The sequence below is a fragment of the Yersinia nurmii genome, from assembly GCF_001112925.1.
Lineage (GTDB): Bacteria > Pseudomonadota > Gammaproteobacteria > Enterobacterales > Enterobacteriaceae > Yersinia > Yersinia nurmii.
Map to the genome: position 1 here is coordinate 20358 of NZ_CPYD01000001.1, position 17360 is coordinate 37717.

The following is a 17360-nucleotide window of genomic DNA, read 5'->3' on the forward strand; positions in this document are numbered from 1 at the left end:
GTTAACAATGAGTTATGCATCGGAACGCTTCAAGATTAATAAAAAATGGAGACTTATATTGTCCGATTATACTTAGTCATATCGTGTTCCAGAAAAAGGACCAATAGATGCCTTATGCCGTACGCAGCACGCTTTGGATTTTAGTCTATCTGTTCTTTATTCTGGCTCCGCTATTTGCCATGTTGCTTGGCACACTGCCGCCTGCGCGAGATTTCTGGACCGAGTTTTCTGTGGCTCTGGGCTATGCAGGTTTGGCGATGATGGGGCTTCAATTCGGCCTAACTGCTCGCTTTCGCTATGTAACAGAACCTTGGGGGGAGGACGTGATTTATCACTTCCACCGCCGTATTTCTCTGATTGCCGTTGCGCTGGTTATTGCACACCCGATAATTCTGTTTGTTATTCGCCCCGAACTGCTGGCGCTGCTGAATTTTATCGAAGCGCCTTGGCGCGCCCGCTTCGCCGCTATTTCAACTTATTCATTAATTGCATTAGTCGTGATGGCTTTATGGCGTGTGCAGTTAAAAATTCGCTACGAAATTTGGCATCTGACCCATATTATTCTCGCCTTACTGGCGGTGACCGCCGGTATTCTGCATATGATTGGCTGGAGTTTCTATTTGCAAGATCCGTGGAAACGGGGGCTATGGGTGGCGCTGATCGCTTTCTGGTTTGCCTTGCTGCTATATATTCGCCTGATTAAGCCGCTATTTATGCTACGAAAACCTTATAGAGTGAGCGAAGTACGCCAGGAGCGCGGCGATACCGTGACGTTGGTGATGCATCCAGATGGGCATAAGGGCTTTCGTTTTACTCCTGGTCAGTTTGGCTGGTTAACGCTTTGGGGCAGCCCGTTTAAGATTACCGGTCATCCATTCTCATTTTCGTCCAGCGCCGAGGCTCAGGATGGGCGAGTTGAGATGTCAATTCGCAATCTTGGGGACTTTACTCAAAAAATACCTGAGGTCACCCCCGGACAACGTCTTTACCTTGATGGACCTTACGGTGCTTTTACTTTGGGTAATCCGGCCGATATGCATATCTTGATTGCGGGTGGCGTCGGCATTACCCCCATGATGAGCATGATTCGCACGCTGGCCGATCGCGGGGATAAACGCCCCATCATTCTGCTTTATGGCAGTAAAAGCTGGGAATCTATTACTTTTCGCGAAGAGTTAGAGTCGTTGCAATTAAAACTGGATCTGAAGGTGGTACATGTACTCACCCAGCCGCCGCCGGATTGGCAGGGCGAACGCGGTTTTATTACGGGTGAAGCACTAAAACGTCATTTGCCGCCCGACTATGCGGACCATGAATACTTTATCTGCGGCCCAGATATCATGATGGATGCCATAGAAAAAGCGTTGGATGAATTGAACGTGCCGCTATCTAAATACCACTCCGAACGTTATCACTTTGCCTGAGGATATACCTAATGCGTCGTCTATTTTCTGAACGGCTCGCTTTAGCCACGGGGGTAATCGTTATCCTACTGGCGCTATTATTTGCATTTATCCGCGTGATGTCCTGAATCATGAGCTGGAATCGGCGTTTGTGAACGATGGGAAATTACACTGCCCGCCCCGAGTTTACAAACGCCACCGCCATGAATAGATTGAAAATGGAAACAAAAACCGGCTGGCCAATATCAATGCGACCATTTAATCCATCGGACAATGTAGATAATTCTGCAATGCTCCATCCCAACGTGGCAGCGCAGAGAAATCAGGCATCATCTTACCTTCACCTCCTGCCATATAATTCGGTTGGTATGCCGGCGGGCCAATCAGGCGAACCATTCGGCAAACGGTATCCAGCTGTTGGCGATCTCCTAGCACCGATTGAATATTGCGCCACAGGTATTCTCTTCGCTCTGGCGCTAGCCGCCCGAAAGACTCTCCCAGTAATTGCACATGTTTATTGCGCGCCGAATCCGTATCTATTCGACTGGCGTCGTACCAGGTATAGGTTCCCGCTAATGAAAATAACAGCGTAGCTGAACGATAATTTCCCTGTTCTGCACATTGATTCATTTGCTGGTAAAGCGCCACCGGTAACAACGAGCCAGCCGTATTATCTTTAGCATCATTGCACTGCAACTGCTTTATTATCTCAGCTCGCGTTAAAGATTCCTGTGATTTAAACAAAGGGGGGATTTGCTTATGGTAACTACAGCCACTCAGAACAATGGCTAGCCCCAAAGAGAGCAAAGATAGCGGTGCTTTTTTTCTTTTAAATATCATCCACTTCACCATTCAACCTTATCTTCAGGGCGAAGTCCGTCTGATAATAATGTTTCCTGCATCCACTCGTTATAAAGCATTTTGAAAGCAAACTCTTTAGGCGTCATGGGCTTCTCTGCTTTTTGATTCATTATGACATCCAGCGATTCTACCTTTGCGTTATCACCCGCATCCCCAGCCACGATCACACCGCTAACCTTATTAATGTCTCCGACCATCACATTCATCCTTAGTTAATTACGCATCGTTTACCGGCAAATCCTGTGGTGAGTTATCCAACTGTCGGGTCAGTACAGTTCTCAACCGCTGCAAGCCACTCTCAGAAAGTTTTCCACATGATTCCCGTAGTGATTTTGCCCCTAACAGTTTTGGCATTTCGCTATCAATAAATTCATCTGGAATAAACTCCGCGAGCTGATCTTTATATTTCATGACAAAACGCCGTTCGGCATGGTAATCAATCACCACCGGTCCCTTCCAAATTCGCTCCAGCAATCCGGTCAATTCCTTCGAGCCTTGATTCATCGTGGCAGGCAGTAACAAATGCAGAGATTGTGGCGTATCTTCAACGCGTAATTCATGTAACCAATTATCCAGCAGGGCAAGAAAAACTTCGTCCTGATGCAATATTCCCGATAGTATGTTTTTAACCTCGAGCTGTAACTCTTGGTATAATTGGTGGCTAAGAGACTGATAATCTTCTATATAACCGACTACGGCTTCTGCCGCGCTCACTATCCCTTTTTCATAACCTTGGGTATAAGCCTGATGATGTAAAACTTCAGCTTCAGCTTGCGCCTGTTTAATTATTTTTCTGGCGCGAATTTGAGCCTCTACCAGAATATTTTTAGCCATCTTGCGTCGTAAAATAGCCGACTTAGTTAACAAGATACCTTCTAGCGCATTTAACGGATGGCTAGTCTCTATATCGTTTTGCATGCTGAATAGCTAACCTTAATAACAATACATCGGCAGTCGGATTTATCTGCCGCTCAAGGCTGATTCCTCCACCGACAGGAAAAAGTAATGGAATACGCTGCCTGATTGCGTCAGGTAAATCCTGGCTGAAGCACAATAATTCATTCATTGCCTCAGCCCGTAGCCACTGAATATCCTGTGAGATATCTGACGGGCAGCGACTGGTTTCCATTAATTCTAATTGGGCGAACTGACGTGCCATAGCAGAAAGCATTTCCAGCTTTCCACCATATGCCAGACAGGCACGATAACGCTGGCAGCTCATTAAAAAAGCCACCTTGGGAAGAATGAACCAGTTATCAATAAAAAGGCGCGTTAGCCCATTAGATACCCTGTGGTCGTATTGTGTCGAAATATTCAGCGCGTCAAGCAAGAATTGATTCATCACACTGCGACATAGACCGTGGTTAAATTGGTCGGGAATCCGAACGCGCTCAGGATGTATCCAGGACAAAGGATCAAATAATATCCGGTCAAGCTGGCTAACGCCCATTCCCTTCTTCAAGCTCATTCACTTTCCGCCGCTGGACGAATTTCAGTGCGTTTTTTCCGATACAGATACATAGCGATACTGGAAAAAATAAAGAGAATGACCGCGGCAATCATAAACCACAGCGTCCCGCCTAAACCTTTTTTCACCGTGAAAGGAGCCTGATGTTGCATTTGCGGTATTTTAGAAAGAACCACCGAAATATCGTTATAAGCAACGTCATCAAAGCTATTCTTCAGGAAGCGTTTAACATCGCTGATCATCACTGTGGCATCAATATTTTCAGCGTCGTATTTCACCAGCGCCGAAAGGTGAACCGGAATAGTTTTCTTTTGGCCTTCACTCGAACTTAAATCGTAGCTGACATGAACCCGAGCCGAAACAACCCCCTGCAAGGTTTGTAACGACTGCTCGAGGCGTTGCTCAATTCCCGAATAAAGTCGTGCCTTTTCCGCTCGTGGAGAAGAAATCAAAGAATCGCTGGGGAACATTTCGGCAATTTCTATTCGAGGTCTGGTTGGTAAATCATAGGTATTCATCAGATCAACTGCCGCGGCAAAATCGATCTTATTGACCGATACCACATAGCCTTCTTTGGTAATTTCCTTCTTACTGGCATCAATATTATTACGCAGTAATAACGCAATAATTTCATTGGCCTGCGTTTGGTCGAGCTTCTTAAGCAGTTCCTGTTCTTTACAGCCGACCAATAACAATAATAGCAGAGGAACAAATATTTTAAATTTAAGCATTGTTATGCACGCACAACGGTTTCAACTGCCCCGATAGCTTTTCGGGTTAGTGTGGCGAATAAGGACATTTTCAAATTATATTCAGCGGTTCTTTGCTGCAACTCGAATAGCTGTGCCGGATCTGACGTTGTTTGCTGGTCCTGTATTTTATTCAATACATGGTTTTTCTCAGCATCAGAAGTCACCGCGCCTTTAGCTAGAGCCTGCATAACCAGGCTATCTAGCGACATAACATCATCAGATGCCATCACCGCATCATGAGAAAACGCCGTGACGGACATAACTCCAGTAATAGATTCAGACATAGTCATCTCAATTAAATAATGACAAAGGGCAGTCATACCCTTTGTGTAATAACTCATACGCAATAACTAGCGGAAGTTGGTAATAATCGCCGAGCCAACGTCTTTATAGACTTTAACCACGTTGGACTGCGCATTTCGGTACAACGTATATTCGGAAAGTCGTGATTGGTATTGCGCTAACAGCATCGGGTCAGATGGATTGCCTTTCAACGAGTTCAATGCTTTCTCGAGTTCCTCATTCAAACTGGTTACGCCAGTATCAAAAGAGGCAGATTTTTGGGAAAGAAAGCCTTCCCACGGAGGCGTCGCATTAATTGTAGAATCAGCCATATTTATTTCTCATTTAAAGATAAAGGTTTTGGAAAATACCAGTGAGAAGGAGAAACCTTTACATACCCCTGATCACCATACTTAAAGGATTTGCCCTTGAGCCAGTCATTATTTAACTCTATGGAAAATTGCACATACTGGCCGCCCCAAAGCTGATAATAACTTTGGACAAAGGTCTTTATTCTTTGTAATTCGCTGTCATCCATTTCCCCCCGGATAACAAAAGTGACGCTATCGACGTTCTTATTCTCACTAAAAACAATCGACATTTTACTCAAACCTTGCTCAGCCTCTTTCGCCACTAACGAATCTTTCATTTGATTAAAAACAATTGAATCAGCATAAGGTATTTCTTTTTTCAGCAATTCAGACAATCTGTTTTTCTGTGTATTGTCCAGACGCCCTCTTTCATAACTCAACAGCACAACCGGCTCGGTGGGATTGCTGAGATAAATGCGGTGAAATTTTAACGATGGCCAATGTTCATTCAGCCAAAGGCTAATACGCAACTCCTCTGCCGGAATATTAACCACTTTAACTGAAGATGAAGGTAGATTTCTTACCAAAGCTTGTTGTGCCCAATACATGGATTTTTCATCATTGGCCAGAATATAAGTTATCTTGTCTCTTCCCTGAAGATACTGATACTGATCTTTTTTATAGCCAAGCAGAGACGAAATTTCTAAAATCTTGCGCTGCTGGCTATTAAAATAGGTATAACCCCAAACCGTTATGCACAGTGTGAGCAACAGAAGTATCACCCCAATCCAAAACCAACCTTTTTTCTTCTCCATCGGCTTAGGCGTATTTTTGATTCCCGCGACAGAATGGTTAAGGATATCCTGGCTCCACGTATCATGTTCAAAACGCGCGGCAAGATCTAAAGTACCGATATGAATCACTTCATTAAGATTAACTGTATTCTCGATGTTTCCGTCAGGTTTTAACTCCCGTAGTGTTAGAGAGGATTTTTCATTTTCATTATTTTTCACCACGGCTTCAAAGCTAACGCCGCCTTGCTCCATTGGAACAAATATCATATTTTCAGGAAGCACCGTTCCTGAACTTTGAGCGTGAATATTTTCCCGCTCAGACACGATAAATAAAGTTGTACCCGAGTCTAAAACAAACTCGCACCCTCGCAAGACACTGTTAAGTAGACGCACAACAATGCGTGGTGATGTGCCGCTATGTTCAGTTTCATTAACCATAATTGAGAGTTCTAGCCCCAGGCGCGCGTTATTAATTTATTGAAATATTCAAATTACTGACGCTATTAGAAACATTTTTTTGAAGGAGATCTTGATTAAAAAATGATGAGAGATTGATGCGGATTTATAGTCCTGATGGAACAGGTTGAGTAGTAGAGGAGTTCAAATGAAAAAGCGAGAGAGCAATATAAATACGCCCTCTCAAAACACGAAGTAAATCTCAATAAAAATCATTATAAAACCATATAGTTAACCATTAAGTTAACATTAATTTAGTAATGGATAGATAAATCGATCCGGCCGTTGAAAAAAGCTATTACTGCGGGAGAAAAACAGCGTTGAAGCTTCTTTTTCCTTAGCAGGAGGAACAAAGCGATAACCTCGCCCATATACGGTAACAATGTAATCTTTATTCCCACCTAACAATCGCCTTAAACCATAAACGCAGCGGGTTAAAGACTCATCAGAGATCTGCACACCATGCCAGATTTTTTCAATAATCATATCTTTAGAGAGCAGTTGCTCTCGTGAATCAAGAAACAATCTTAAGAGCGCCAATTCTTTCGGTGGAATAAGAATACGTTCGTTAAGATGCATAAGGTCGCCATCATAGCTTAATGAGTAATTACCAAATTCATGCTGAATCACTTTGCGGCCCTCATAGTTTACTCTTTCCTATGTTCACCCTTTAAAAAATCAAAAGGGAATATTAACTTTCCAAAAGGTAATGTAAATCATTCTTATTATGTAAAGTATCTAACGAGTCGTAGCCATGCTGAAAAATAGACTGATCGGCCTGCAAATATAAACTCACAAGATATCTACATGCTTATATAATTAACCAGATCACTAAGTGATTACTTTAAAAAAACGATCATTATAATTATTATGATTTAGATTGAATTGATTTTTTTGGGGTCGTAACCTATGGCCTTTTGATAAAGAAAGATTCTGTGCAATACCTTACTCTTTGCCAGTGATAAATATATACATATATTTACAAAACTATGATGACTAATGCATTAACTCAAAGTGATTTGTGAGTCATTGTTTTATCCTTATGATAAGAAAATAATGATTTTTATTGAAAATGCCGATACAACTAAAGAATCACCGCATTTCTCATGACAATTTTGTAAAGGTCGCCAACGGTCTCAAACTGCTCGATATCCTGTTTACTGAAATCAAATCCGAATCGTTCCTCCAGAGCCATCGTAATATCAAGCAAAGCAACGGAATCAGCATAAAGATCGTTAACAATGTGCTTCTCTGGTGAAATATCAATCTGCTCACAAAACAGGCAGGATACCAAAACTTCATCGATAATCGCTTTCATATCTAATCTGTTCCTTATTTTCACCCTCCCTTATTTATAATAAGGAAAGGTGAAATTAGCTAAGTTAAATTTATTTGTGTTCGCTGCGAGGAGGCTGATATCCAGATAATGCCGAGGAAGAACCGGGGCTCATCACTATGCGTTCAGAATTAGTCGCCGCTGCAGGTGCAGGATTTTTCGGTTTTAATCTTGACGCATCACGCCCTTTACTCTCATCTTCAAAACGTTGGCGTTTGGCGATAAATGATTCTGGTTGCTCTTCTGATACTGCATTTAAATTAGTGCGTGCAGTATTTGGCGTCGAAATAGAATCTGCTTCAGTGATATTTAGCGCTACTTCAACCTGAGTCTGCGCCTTAGGATTATTCAATGGCCGATTTGGAGGCGTTATCACGCGGGTACGATTGACATTATGGCTCTCTCGTTCTTGTGACGAGGTCTGCTCCGCAGTCACCTTAGGCAAAAACTGGCCGCTATTACGAGCCGATTCGCTACTTCTCCGGTTTAATTGATCAATTCGGCTTGGCGACTCCATTCCCCCGATAAATGCATCCCCTATCGTGCGCGTGTTAGGAGAATTGACATGATTTTGCTTTGGCAAATATGGGGTAACTGAATCCCACCGTTTAGTGGAATCATTAACCAGTGGCGGCACTATCCGATTATTTACCTGTGCGTTCGTCTCTGGCACATTAATATCAGCCTTAATCGGATTCGCTGTAATGGTTGCGGAACGAGCAGTGATTCCAGTTTCATTATGGGAATTCTTGCTACGCAGCACCACATCTGAATCAAGCTGTGAAATGCTATCTGTTACTGAACGACTTGTCAGAGATATCGCCGATTGATGAGACGTTTTTTTCTGCGCCACCAATCCGTCGTGGTTATCAGTTTCAGTCACAGGTATATCATCGTCCAGCGCTGGCGTGTCGCTGGTCAGAATCGATTTATTATTTATCAAAGGTTCAGGGCTAATGGGATTACGAGAATCTGTTGAATCCGTTGAATCTGTTGAATCCGTTGAATCTGTTGAATCCGTTGAATCTGTTGAATCCGTTGAATCCGTTGAATCCGTTGAATCTGTTGAATCTGTTGAATCTGTTGAATCTGTTGAATCTGTTGAATCCGTTGAATCCGTTGAATTCGTTGAATCCGTTTCTGGTGTATTACCATCGATAAAAGTAGTGAATAGCGGTGGTTTGCTTTCATTACTTACACCAATTACCGATTTGCCTATTGGCTCTCTTTGCCCAATGTCTCTTTGTCCATCGTTTTCCAGAGTCCTATCCGCAACATTAACGCTTTTAGTCTCCGTCGCATGAGCCGATGATGGTCTGTCGCCTGCCGGATGACCATTAATAGATGGGCTAAATACCGGATTAAATACAGGGCTGATAGTCGGATTTACCGTAATAGTCGCTGGATTGGCCGGTTGAGTTGGCGATGAGGAGCCATCACCATAGTAATAGTTATAGTTATAAGTATTGTAGGTGACTCCAGGCGTGGTTGCTGTCGGCGTTGGCGTGGCCGGTGCTGCCGGAGCGGCAGGCGTTTCTCTATTAGGTGCCGCGGGTGGATTTGGGCTGTCGAGGGTGTCCCCCTGCGGCGCGTTAATTCTCGATTGCAGAAGATCTAATACCACAGCGATCAGCTTGAAATCCTGGGTCAGATTCTCAAACCGTGACTTGGCACTGTCCGCTATATTTTGATCCCTTTGCTTATCGAGCAATGACAGTGATTCACGAAATATCTCCTGAGGATCGGCGTTATCGCTAAAATAAGCAGACACCAGCGGCCATACCTGATTAACCAATAATTGTTCACCGAGTTTTTTCGGTTCCGCTGATCCCATACTAATTAGCTGATGCTGCAATTCTGCAAATTTTTTATGATCTTTCTTTGTACTATTATCGCCTAACGCAGAATTATTGCGCAATTTATCCTGTGTCAGCAATTTGACTAAAGAATTAGCGATAGCAGAAAACGCCTTGTCTTTATTTTCCCCTGTAAGCTGGTTTTCGCGGCAATATTTTTTGGTTTCGCTAAATAACTGCATAAATCTCAGGACATTATCTTTCCCCTTTGCATCAACGGCTCTGTCCAATATTCCTTTGACCTCAGCCATTTTGTCTGCCGGTAGCTCTGAAAGAAAGGCTTCTTTGGCCTGTTCCAAATGCTGAACGTAAAAAATGTCGCCATTTGGAATATCAGCGGGAGCATTTAAGGTCGCAGCACGAGGCTGAGGCTCAGGAGAATTTGAACCGGGCAACTGCGACTGTGTTTGGGTATGTATCTGGGCACAAACACTACGCACATTAGAACACATGCTACTGGGATTATTGCATGCTGATGCTAATGAGGGTTTAACAGGCACATTGTGTATGTGATTAATCTTCGCAGCCACAGACTGGCTATCTATATTAGCATTGCGCGTGATACGGCTGATATCAATTTGAGGAGTGACAGCCAGTTTTATAGAAGATGGCATACTCTTTCCTTATCGCTAATTACTGAAAAAGCTTTTGTCTGTCTCGAGCAAACTGGAGATAGTGCTACTGAGAACTTTAATTAAATTATCGAACGTTGAGCTGGCGGTACTGTACTTCTGTAAGTGGCTTTGCATGGCCGTTTGTAGTTTTTCTGCCTGCGCGTCAAAACCCGCCATCCAAGCTTGGAATTTGGCGGAGTTCATATCTTCAACAGCGTTATGCGGCAGATCGCTTTTCATTTTTGTTAACGGGCTGGTGTCTATGGTACAAACCCAAGTACCGTCAGGCAGTTGTTTAACGCAGGTATTTGGATCAATGCCCAATTCGCTGGCCCATGCCTTCGCATCTTCTTGAGATGCCCCTTTAACCCCACCGGTCTCACTTTGTTTAGGAAATAAAACTGCGGCTTTAGTGACAGGGTTTACAGAATATTTTGCCAGTAATTTATCTAATTCCTTTCTGATCTCACCTGAATTAAGAATGATATTCCCATCTTTTCCAGAGTTAATAAATTCCTGTAATTTAGATTTCAGATTGGAGAAATCACTGAAAAAATCAGAATATTGTTTCACTGCGTACTCATGGACGGATAAGTAACTGTCATCCATTTCGCCAATGGCGTCGGCTAAGTCCTGGTAAATATCCCAACTGGAGATCGGGTCCTTCTTCTCCGTCGGATCTGTCGAACGAGCAGAACGAGCAGAACGAGGCGCAGCAGCCTGTAATTCAGCCGCGTCGGTTAAGTCATAGTCCTCAGGATTTTCCTGCGCCAATTGTGCAATGGTTTGCAATTGCTTACTGATGCTGTCAATTAACAACGTGCGGCGAGCAAGGCTGCTTTTATCTGAAGCCGTAGCACGTAATGCATCAAGCTGCGTGCGAGCAAGAGCGTCACTTTTATCGGGTGCCAGTAATATCTCCAGCTGTTTATCGCAATCCTGCTGACTTTTCCCCTCAGTTGAAAATGCGTTTAATCGCGCAGCTCGCTCAGGCTGACGCTGCTCAATATCACGTAATGTTCCTGACAGCGTTTTGGCAGCCTGATGAGTTTTATCTGAATTAAGTAATGCATCTAACTTAGTTTTTGTTTTCGTCAAAACCTGTTGCCGGGTGGTCATGCGAGCAGATTTTGCCTCTTCATCAACTGCAGCGGCGGGAGCCTGCCTCGTTTCATTAGAATTAACCGTTAAATGCTCGGAAAAACGCACCGTGTTGTGATTATTAGTAATTCCATCCATAACTGACTCACTTTTCGCTCAGAAATATGAAAAATTGCCCCCAAAACTCTGGGGGCATAACAACTAGGCTTTGTTATTGATCATGCTGCTAATCGTTTCATTTTTTGCCGTTACCGTTTGGAACAGCATATTCATCAGCATATTCAGCAACTGCTTATCACGATCGCTACGTTTGACTGATTCAGCATGCGTTTCCAGCTTGACGGATTTCTCATTTTCCTGAATCGCCGCGCCAGCTTTCTCCTCAGCCTCATTCACCTGGAACTGGGATGCCGCTACCGCCCCCATAGGATTGCCCATCTGGCTAGCTGCGTTACCTTGTCCAATGACTTTTTGCGCATTAGCCATTTGGCGACTGCTTTCGATCCCCTTCAGCGTTGCACTGTGTTGTTTATCGTGGATCGCACCACCTTCGATAATTGATTTATCATTTTGTAGTGCGGCAGAGCCAGGTTTTTGCCCTGGAGCCACTTTGTTCAGAGCACTGGTACTTTTGTTCGCTTGGTTCTGGAAATTAGCCTGTTGCTTGGACACATCAAGCGATTTATTCGACATTTTGGTGCCTTTCATCGCCCGAGCTTGCCCACCTACGGTGGTAGCCAACCCAACAACACCTTGAGTAATCGCCTGATTTCGGGCTTCTTTACCACTTTGGATAGTATGGTCGGCAGAGGCTTTCGCCGCTTTAGCCGAAAGCTCTAACTGATGGCCGCCCAGCTTATTTTCCGCCACTCGCATTTCAGTCAATACTTTCACTGCAAGCATCACGACATTAGATAGTCTGGCACCAAATGAATTATTAAGATTGGTGATGGCAAAGCCCTGTTTAGGCTGTGCTGCATCGATAGCCTTGGTTTGTTCAGCAGCGAAATTGCTGACGCCGGTAATATGCTTCAGTTGCTCTTGCAATAGCGTTGGCTGGGTCTCAACCGTCGGCGCGGCAATCGCCGGTTTTGGCGTGTCGTCCGCTGGACTCACCGCAGCGGTGGTTCTTTTCTCAGCCAAATCCACCATCATCAACTTACTCGCCGTTGGCTGCATCTCACCTTGAGGTTCTCGCAGCGCCGCCGCCTGAGGATTAATTTTCCCCTCTGTTTTTACGTTTTTGTTTTGAGCCGTTGATTTATTCGAATCAGTCGGCTGATTCGTATTATTTGCATTCTTTTTAATTAACTCTTTATCGCCATTTATTTCTTTTTTTGTATTATCTAGATTCGGATAATTCAGAATAAGGTTGTGACTATTACTGCCAATGGATGATGACATATTATTTACCTATTAGGTTATGGAGTGATATTAAACGTGCATGTTGCGAAGAATAGTACGTCCTGTGTCTTGTTGTTTAAGGAGTACCGAGGACATATTCTTCATCAACTCCTGCATTAGCGTTTGCTCTTGTTTAAAATACTCAAGAATCTGCTCAGAGAATTTTTTCAGTATATCCATGTCTGCGCTACCGAGTTTAAATGCCGCCAACGCCTCCATAGCATCAGCCTGTAAATTCCCTGCCACTATATTACCGGTGGCTTGAGTTACGCTAGAGCCAATGGTGGTTGCGCTACGCAACATCTCCATATTATTCAATTGCTTTTGCAAAGCCACCGGATCTTTTGACAGTGACTTGGACAGGCTTTTGCTCGCTTGTCTGATAACCTGATTCACTTGCTTCCCGGCACTTTTAACTACTTTCGGCACCAGTTTTTTCAGCGCTTGCTCGATGGTTTTCTTAATTGTTTCCATAATCATATTTGTCACCGCCTTGCCCATTTTTTCGATGACAAACTTAGCCGCTGACTTAGCAAAATAGGCTACGGCAATAATAACCGCCACGGTCACTGCGGCAGACACTACGCTATGAATGGTATCCATCATATTTGCCCCGGTGGCTTTATCTATTGCTTTAAGCAATAAACCAATCGGCGTTTTATCAAATACCTCTTCCACTACTTTAGAAATTAATGACATTAGTGGCATAAAGATATGTTCCATAAATGGATTTAAAATCATGCCAGTCAAAGATTGTCCCGTCGCCGCCTCCATAATAGGGTCGGCAACCATTAAAGCTATACCTATTGCCATTAATGCTACTCCGGCACCGCCAAATACCGATGTAATAGCACCAATGGCAATGGCTAGTCCGCCCAGAATATCGGCAATGCAGCCGGTCATCTTGCGTGTTTCTTCCGCCTTACGCAGTTGTTCATCGTAATCAGCGGCTTTTTTGGTCATGTCCTTTTGACGCGCTTCCTGGAGTTTTTGCGTCATGGCTAAATCATTCTTTAATTTATTGATCGAGTTCTCACCTACGATTTCAATAAATTTACCCATCAGCATGGTCATGGTGGCCATACTGCTGAGCTGTTTTTCTTTCTGCTGATCTATTTGCCCAGCGATAGCTGCGTTGCCAGGTAAGGCGGCGCTGAATTTAACGTCCGCCGCCTTTATTAACCCTTCAAGTTTCGTTTGCAGACTCATTGCCGCTTGTTGCTTTTGGTCCGCCACGGCCTGAGCTTTGCTGGTTGCCGCCTCTGCCGTATTGAGTTCGGACTGCGCACCAGCGACTTTCTTTTCTGCGGAAATATAACGAGGATCGTCTTTTTCTACGCCCTCTTTCTTTAGCTTATCCAGATCTGATTTAGCCTGATCGAGCTGCTCTTTTTTCTGTGTTAGATTTTTATTAGCCGAACCTAATTGGTTCACAGCATCTTCAAACTCAGATAAAGCCTGCTCGGTCTCACCCATGGCTTTATCAATCTCTGCATTTACCCTTTCTCCCTCTTTCTTACGCGCGTCCAAGGTAGACATTAATATGGAAAGGTTAGACGAGAGTTTACTCAATGCCATTTCACTGCTTAAATTCAGCATTTGAGTTAATAACAACAACAGAGATCCGTCTTTAGTCAGATTACTGCTCGCTTTTCTCAGGGCTGGGGCTTCCTGTAAAAGCGCATTATTCAGCTCAACTTCAACATCACCCGTTAGCGTTGGGTCAATGCCAGCGGAAATGATATTGCGTGCAGATTCTTGCGCTGCCTGCAATTTTTGATTAGCCGCCGCCAGAATAGAACCACCCTGCTGCGGCAGCATTTGAGTCTTTTGCTTTAATGCCGCCATATTTTCATTGCTGGCGTCATTTAACAAATAGCCAGCAAGCTGGATAGGGGTATTATTAACACTCGTCGTAGCCATAATTTCTCCAATTACGTAACGATCTTCGGCTTAATCAGCCTCTTCGTTCGTTTCTTTCCTGTTTTGTCGAATAGTTTCTAAATAAACTTTCGCTTTTTTAATTAAATTTTCATCGTTACTGCGCTTACACACCAAATCAAAACACTGCATGGCCTTAACAAAATTACCCATTAATAATTGACATTGACCGCTGAAGAATACCGGGTTGAAATTATCTTTCCCCATCACATAAGCAAGAGAATAGAGATCGCATGCCTTCTGATAGTTTTTCTTCAGCTGATTCACTGCGCCTAATCCAATAAAGTAATCGGTATTGTTTAAGTCATACATACAGAGAAAACTGAAGAAATTCTCAGCCTCGTCTAAATGCCCCTTGTGATAAAACTGATAGGCATGAGCATATATATGCTCCATCATTTCATCAGATACACCGTGAATGTCTTTTAGCATGGCTCCCTGATTGAGAGCAGCCCACAGCATGTTTTCAATTTCATTATCGCTGATAATCGTATTTTCCTGGGTCATACCTTGTTATCTCCTAGGTTGTTCGTTACCGCGTGAATGCTGCTGCCGATAACGATATTTAATCATGGGTAAATAAAAACTACATTTAAGGAACGCTCATCCCCTTTTAGACACAGTCAATTCTTAAAGAATGAGCGAAAAATACCTTTGTAAAACGATGCTTATTCTTTAGGAACCTCACTGCTCCAGGCATTTTCAACCTGTTCAAGCCAGGCCAGCAAACGGAGTACTTCATCTAACTCCTCCATACTGACAAAGGAATAGCGTCGATGAGTTTTAAAGATTTGTCGGGCTAATTTCACATCTTCGATTACTGGTATGCCGACCTTTTTCGCATAAGCACGAACGGCGATGGCACGCTGATTGGTTTCTAGCACCGAAATGAAGGGGATTGGAATAACATCTAGATTTAGATAAATTCCCACGGCGATGTGAGTTGGGTTAGCCACGATCACCTTGGAGTTTTCAATGTCAGACTTCACCTGTTCCGACAACATTTCCATATGTATTTCTTTACGTTTGGACTTCATTTCCGGATTGCCATCCTGCTCTTTGGCTTCCCGTTTAACCTCTTGCTTGTCCATTTTGTTATCTTTGATGTGCAGGAAGAACTCAGCTAATGCATCCAGAATAATGACCATCAGCAGGCAAGAGAGGCATATCATGATCAGCGAGTGAAACAGTTCCCCCCAAACTAATATAATCTGCTGAGGTGCCCCATTAACCTGCGAATAGAGGAGTTCTTTATTTTTTTCCCAAAAAATATTTGTGGCAACAATAAAACTAACCAAATATAAACATGATTTAATCACATCTTTAACTGACCGTAAACTAAATAGCTTTTTTACACCGCTCGCAGGATTAAGCGCTGCAAAATTAATCTTTAATGCTTTAGTAGCGATGAGAAATCCCGTTTGTAACAACGTCGGGAATACGGATGCAAATATGCATAGCAGCAAAAATGGGAGCAATAACTTCAATCCCGTCCATGCCACCATTCGCGCATACTCATGAAAAGTATTGGAAAAACCATTTGCGATGGCTTCGGTGACGATTTTCCCCATTTCTGAAAAGCTCGATATATTAATTATGTACTCGGCACCAATTAAGATAAGACATGAGATAATTAAATCTTTACTTTTAAAGGATTGGCCCTTTTTAGCCGCATCCTTCAGCTTTTTCTGCGTGGGTTGTTCTGTTTTATTTGATGACATAAAACGTCCATTTCACCGTGTTATTTCAACCAGCCAAATAATGAATCCGCATGAAAGCGCATATTAATGAGCTCACCTGGAATAATCGGGGTAAAATACAAAATAAGAATAAAGAACGCTATGCTGCTTTTAATCGTCAACGCCAGCGAAAATGCGTTCATTTGCGGAGCAAAGCGGGATAACAGACCTAACATGGCTTCAGCCAATAGAAAACCAACCAAAACCGGACTGGAGAGAACAAACGCTTTCGCCATCATAATACTCAGGAAAGTTAGCGCCGGATAAAGGGAAGGCAAAGTAAAAGACAGTGGGTCCCAAAGTTGATAACTTGCTTGAAATACCTGCGAAATGAGCAATAGCCCACCGCTTTCTAATATAATCACGGCAGCAAATAAATTAAATAAATTGGCCAGTTCTGATGTGTCGACACCGCTTAATGGATCGATGCTACTGCTGAGCGTCGCCCCCCGCTGGTTATCAATCATACTTCCCACAGCATGTAATACCCATAATGGCCAGCAAAAAAAACAGGCCATTAATAGTCCAATGATGACTTCTTTTGCAACCAGTCCAAAATAAAACAACGTATCAAAATTCGGTAATTCCTGGAGAGGATAAGGCCACAATGTCACCCCAACAATCATGGCAACCGGCATGCGGATCATCCCCGTCAGAGTATTATTATTAAGGAACGGCAATAGGATAAAAGAAGGCATCAACCTGGCCGAAGCCAATATCATTGCGTAGAGCCAGTCGTGAATATTAAAAAACAGTCCGATTTGCATAGGTTATTTCAACGCTATTGTTAATACTTCTTGGGCAAAGCCCAACAATACATCACCATACCAACCTGAAACTAAAAAAAGGCATAACGCGACGCTAAGTAATTTAATACCAAAGGGTAAAGTTTGTTCTTGTAGCTGCGTGACTGTTTGGATCAGACCGACAATTAATCCGACGATGGTTGCCACAGCAATTGGCCCAGCGGAAAGCATTAGAATCAGGTATAAGGCTTTATTACCGGCAAAGACGAGTTCATTCATTGTTCCAGCCCTCCGAG

At 43.3% G+C, this 17360-nt stretch carries 19 protein-coding genes; 1 reads left to right on the plus strand and 18 read right to left on the minus strand.

Annotation, left to right across the window (positions count from 1 at the left end):
- Positions 1-107 precede the first annotated feature (107 nt).
- Positions 108-1424: a ferredoxin reductase family protein gene (locus tag AD970_RS00115; protein WP_049596324.1), complete on the plus strand. Its 1317-nt coding sequence runs from the start codon at positions 108-110 to the stop codon at positions 1422-1424.
- A gap of 237 nt (positions 1425-1661) precedes the next feature.
- Here the strand turns inward: AD970_RS00115 and AD970_RS00120 are convergent, their stop codons facing one another.
- The 18 genes from AD970_RS00120 to AD970_RS00205 form a co-directional block, all read right to left on the minus strand.
- The gene (locus AD970_RS00120) at positions 1662-2243 is read right to left on the minus strand and encodes a hypothetical protein (protein WP_049596325.1); all 582 of its coding nucleotides are present in this window, start codon (positions 2241-2243) and stop codon (positions 1662-1664) included.
- Between the two features lie 5 nt (positions 2244-2248).
- Positions 2249-2464 (minus strand): hypothetical protein, encoded by a 216-nt coding sequence (locus tag AD970_RS00125; protein WP_157045402.1) that lies wholly within the window; start codon positions 2462-2464, stop codon positions 2249-2251.
- Positions 2465-2480: 16 nt separating this feature from the next.
- Entirely contained in the window at positions 2481-3182 is a 702-nt protein-coding gene (locus tag AD970_RS00130; protein WP_049596327.1) for a hypothetical protein, read from the minus strand.
- Entirely contained in the window at positions 3160-3732 is a 573-nt protein-coding gene (locus AD970_RS00135) for a type III secretion apparatus protein OrgA/MxiK (protein ID WP_049596328.1), read from the minus strand. Before AD970_RS00135 ends, AD970_RS00130 begins: the two co-directional genes overlap by 23 nt.
- Entirely contained in the window at positions 3729-4463 is a 735-nt protein-coding gene (locus AD970_RS00140) for an EscJ/YscJ/HrcJ family type III secretion inner membrane ring protein (protein ID WP_049596329.1), read from the minus strand. Before AD970_RS00140 ends, AD970_RS00135 begins: the two co-directional genes overlap by 4 nt.
- Positions 4464-4465: 2 nt before the next feature.
- A complete protein-coding gene (gene sctI, locus AD970_RS00145) occupies positions 4466-4768 on the minus strand; it encodes a type III secretion system inner rod subunit SctI (RefSeq protein ID WP_049596330.1) in 303 nt (100 codons plus the stop codon).
- A gap of 66 nt (positions 4769-4834) precedes the next feature.
- Positions 4835-5098, minus strand: a complete 264-nt coding sequence (locus AD970_RS00150; RefSeq protein WP_049596331.1) for a type III secretion system needle complex protein — start codon at positions 5096-5098, stop codon at positions 4835-4837.
- Between the two features lie 2 nt (positions 5099-5100).
- The gene (locus AD970_RS00155) at positions 5101-6309 is read right to left on the minus strand and encodes a PrgH/EprH family type III secretion apparatus protein (RefSeq protein WP_072080560.1); all 1209 of its coding nucleotides are present in this window, start codon (positions 6307-6309) and stop codon (positions 5101-5103) included.
- 267 nt (positions 6310-6576) lie between these two features.
- Positions 6577-6957: a winged helix-turn-helix domain-containing protein gene (locus tag AD970_RS00160; protein ID WP_053215250.1), complete on the minus strand. Its 381-nt coding sequence runs from the start codon at positions 6955-6957 to the stop codon at positions 6577-6579.
- A 454-nt stretch (positions 6958-7411) separates the two neighbouring features.
- Positions 7412-7645 (minus strand): phosphopantetheine-binding protein, encoded by a 234-nt coding sequence (locus AD970_RS00165; RefSeq protein ID WP_049596333.1) that lies wholly within the window; start codon positions 7643-7645, stop codon positions 7412-7414.
- A gap of 70 nt (positions 7646-7715) precedes the next feature.
- Entirely contained in the window at positions 7716-10133 is a 2418-nt protein-coding gene (locus AD970_RS19450) for a hypothetical protein (protein WP_049596334.1), read from the minus strand.
- Positions 10134-10148: 15 nt separating this feature from the next.
- On the minus strand, positions 10149-11372 hold the full coding sequence (gene sctA, locus AD970_RS00175) for a type III secretion system needle tip protein SctA (RefSeq protein WP_049596335.1): 1224 nt from the start codon (positions 11370-11372) through the stop codon (positions 10149-10151).
- A 63-nt stretch (positions 11373-11435) separates the two neighbouring features.
- Complete coding sequence (locus AD970_RS00180) at positions 11436-12638, minus strand: hypothetical protein (RefSeq protein WP_049596336.1); 1203 nt, start codon at positions 12636-12638, stop codon at positions 11436-11438.
- Between the two features lie 30 nt (positions 12639-12668).
- A complete protein-coding gene (gene sctE / locus AD970_RS00185; RefSeq protein WP_049596337.1) occupies positions 12669-14561 on the minus strand; it encodes a type III secretion system translocon subunit SctE in 1893 nt (630 codons plus the stop codon).
- 30 nt (positions 14562-14591) lie between these two features.
- Positions 14592-15086 (minus strand): type III secretion system translocator chaperone SicA, encoded by a 495-nt coding sequence (gene sicA, locus AD970_RS00190; protein WP_049596338.1) that lies wholly within the window; start codon positions 15084-15086, stop codon positions 14592-14594.
- 161 nt (positions 15087-15247) lie between these two features.
- Positions 15248-16300 carry an EscU/YscU/HrcU family type III secretion system export apparatus switch protein gene (locus AD970_RS00195; RefSeq protein WP_049596339.1) on the minus strand — a complete coding sequence of 351 codons (1053 nt, stop codon included), beginning with the start codon at positions 16298-16300 and terminating at the stop codon, positions 15248-15250.
- A 20-nt stretch (positions 16301-16320) separates the two neighbouring features.
- Positions 16321-17085, minus strand: coding sequence for a type III secretion system export apparatus subunit SctT (gene sctT / locus AD970_RS00200; protein WP_049596340.1), 765 nt, complete (start codon positions 17083-17085; stop codon positions 16321-16323).
- Positions 17086-17088: 3 nt separating this feature from the next.
- Positions 17089-17343 (minus strand): EscS/YscS/HrcS family type III secretion system export apparatus protein, encoded by a 255-nt coding sequence (locus tag AD970_RS00205; RefSeq protein WP_049596341.1) that lies wholly within the window; start codon positions 17341-17343, stop codon positions 17089-17091.
- Positions 17344-17360 lie beyond the last annotated feature (17 nt).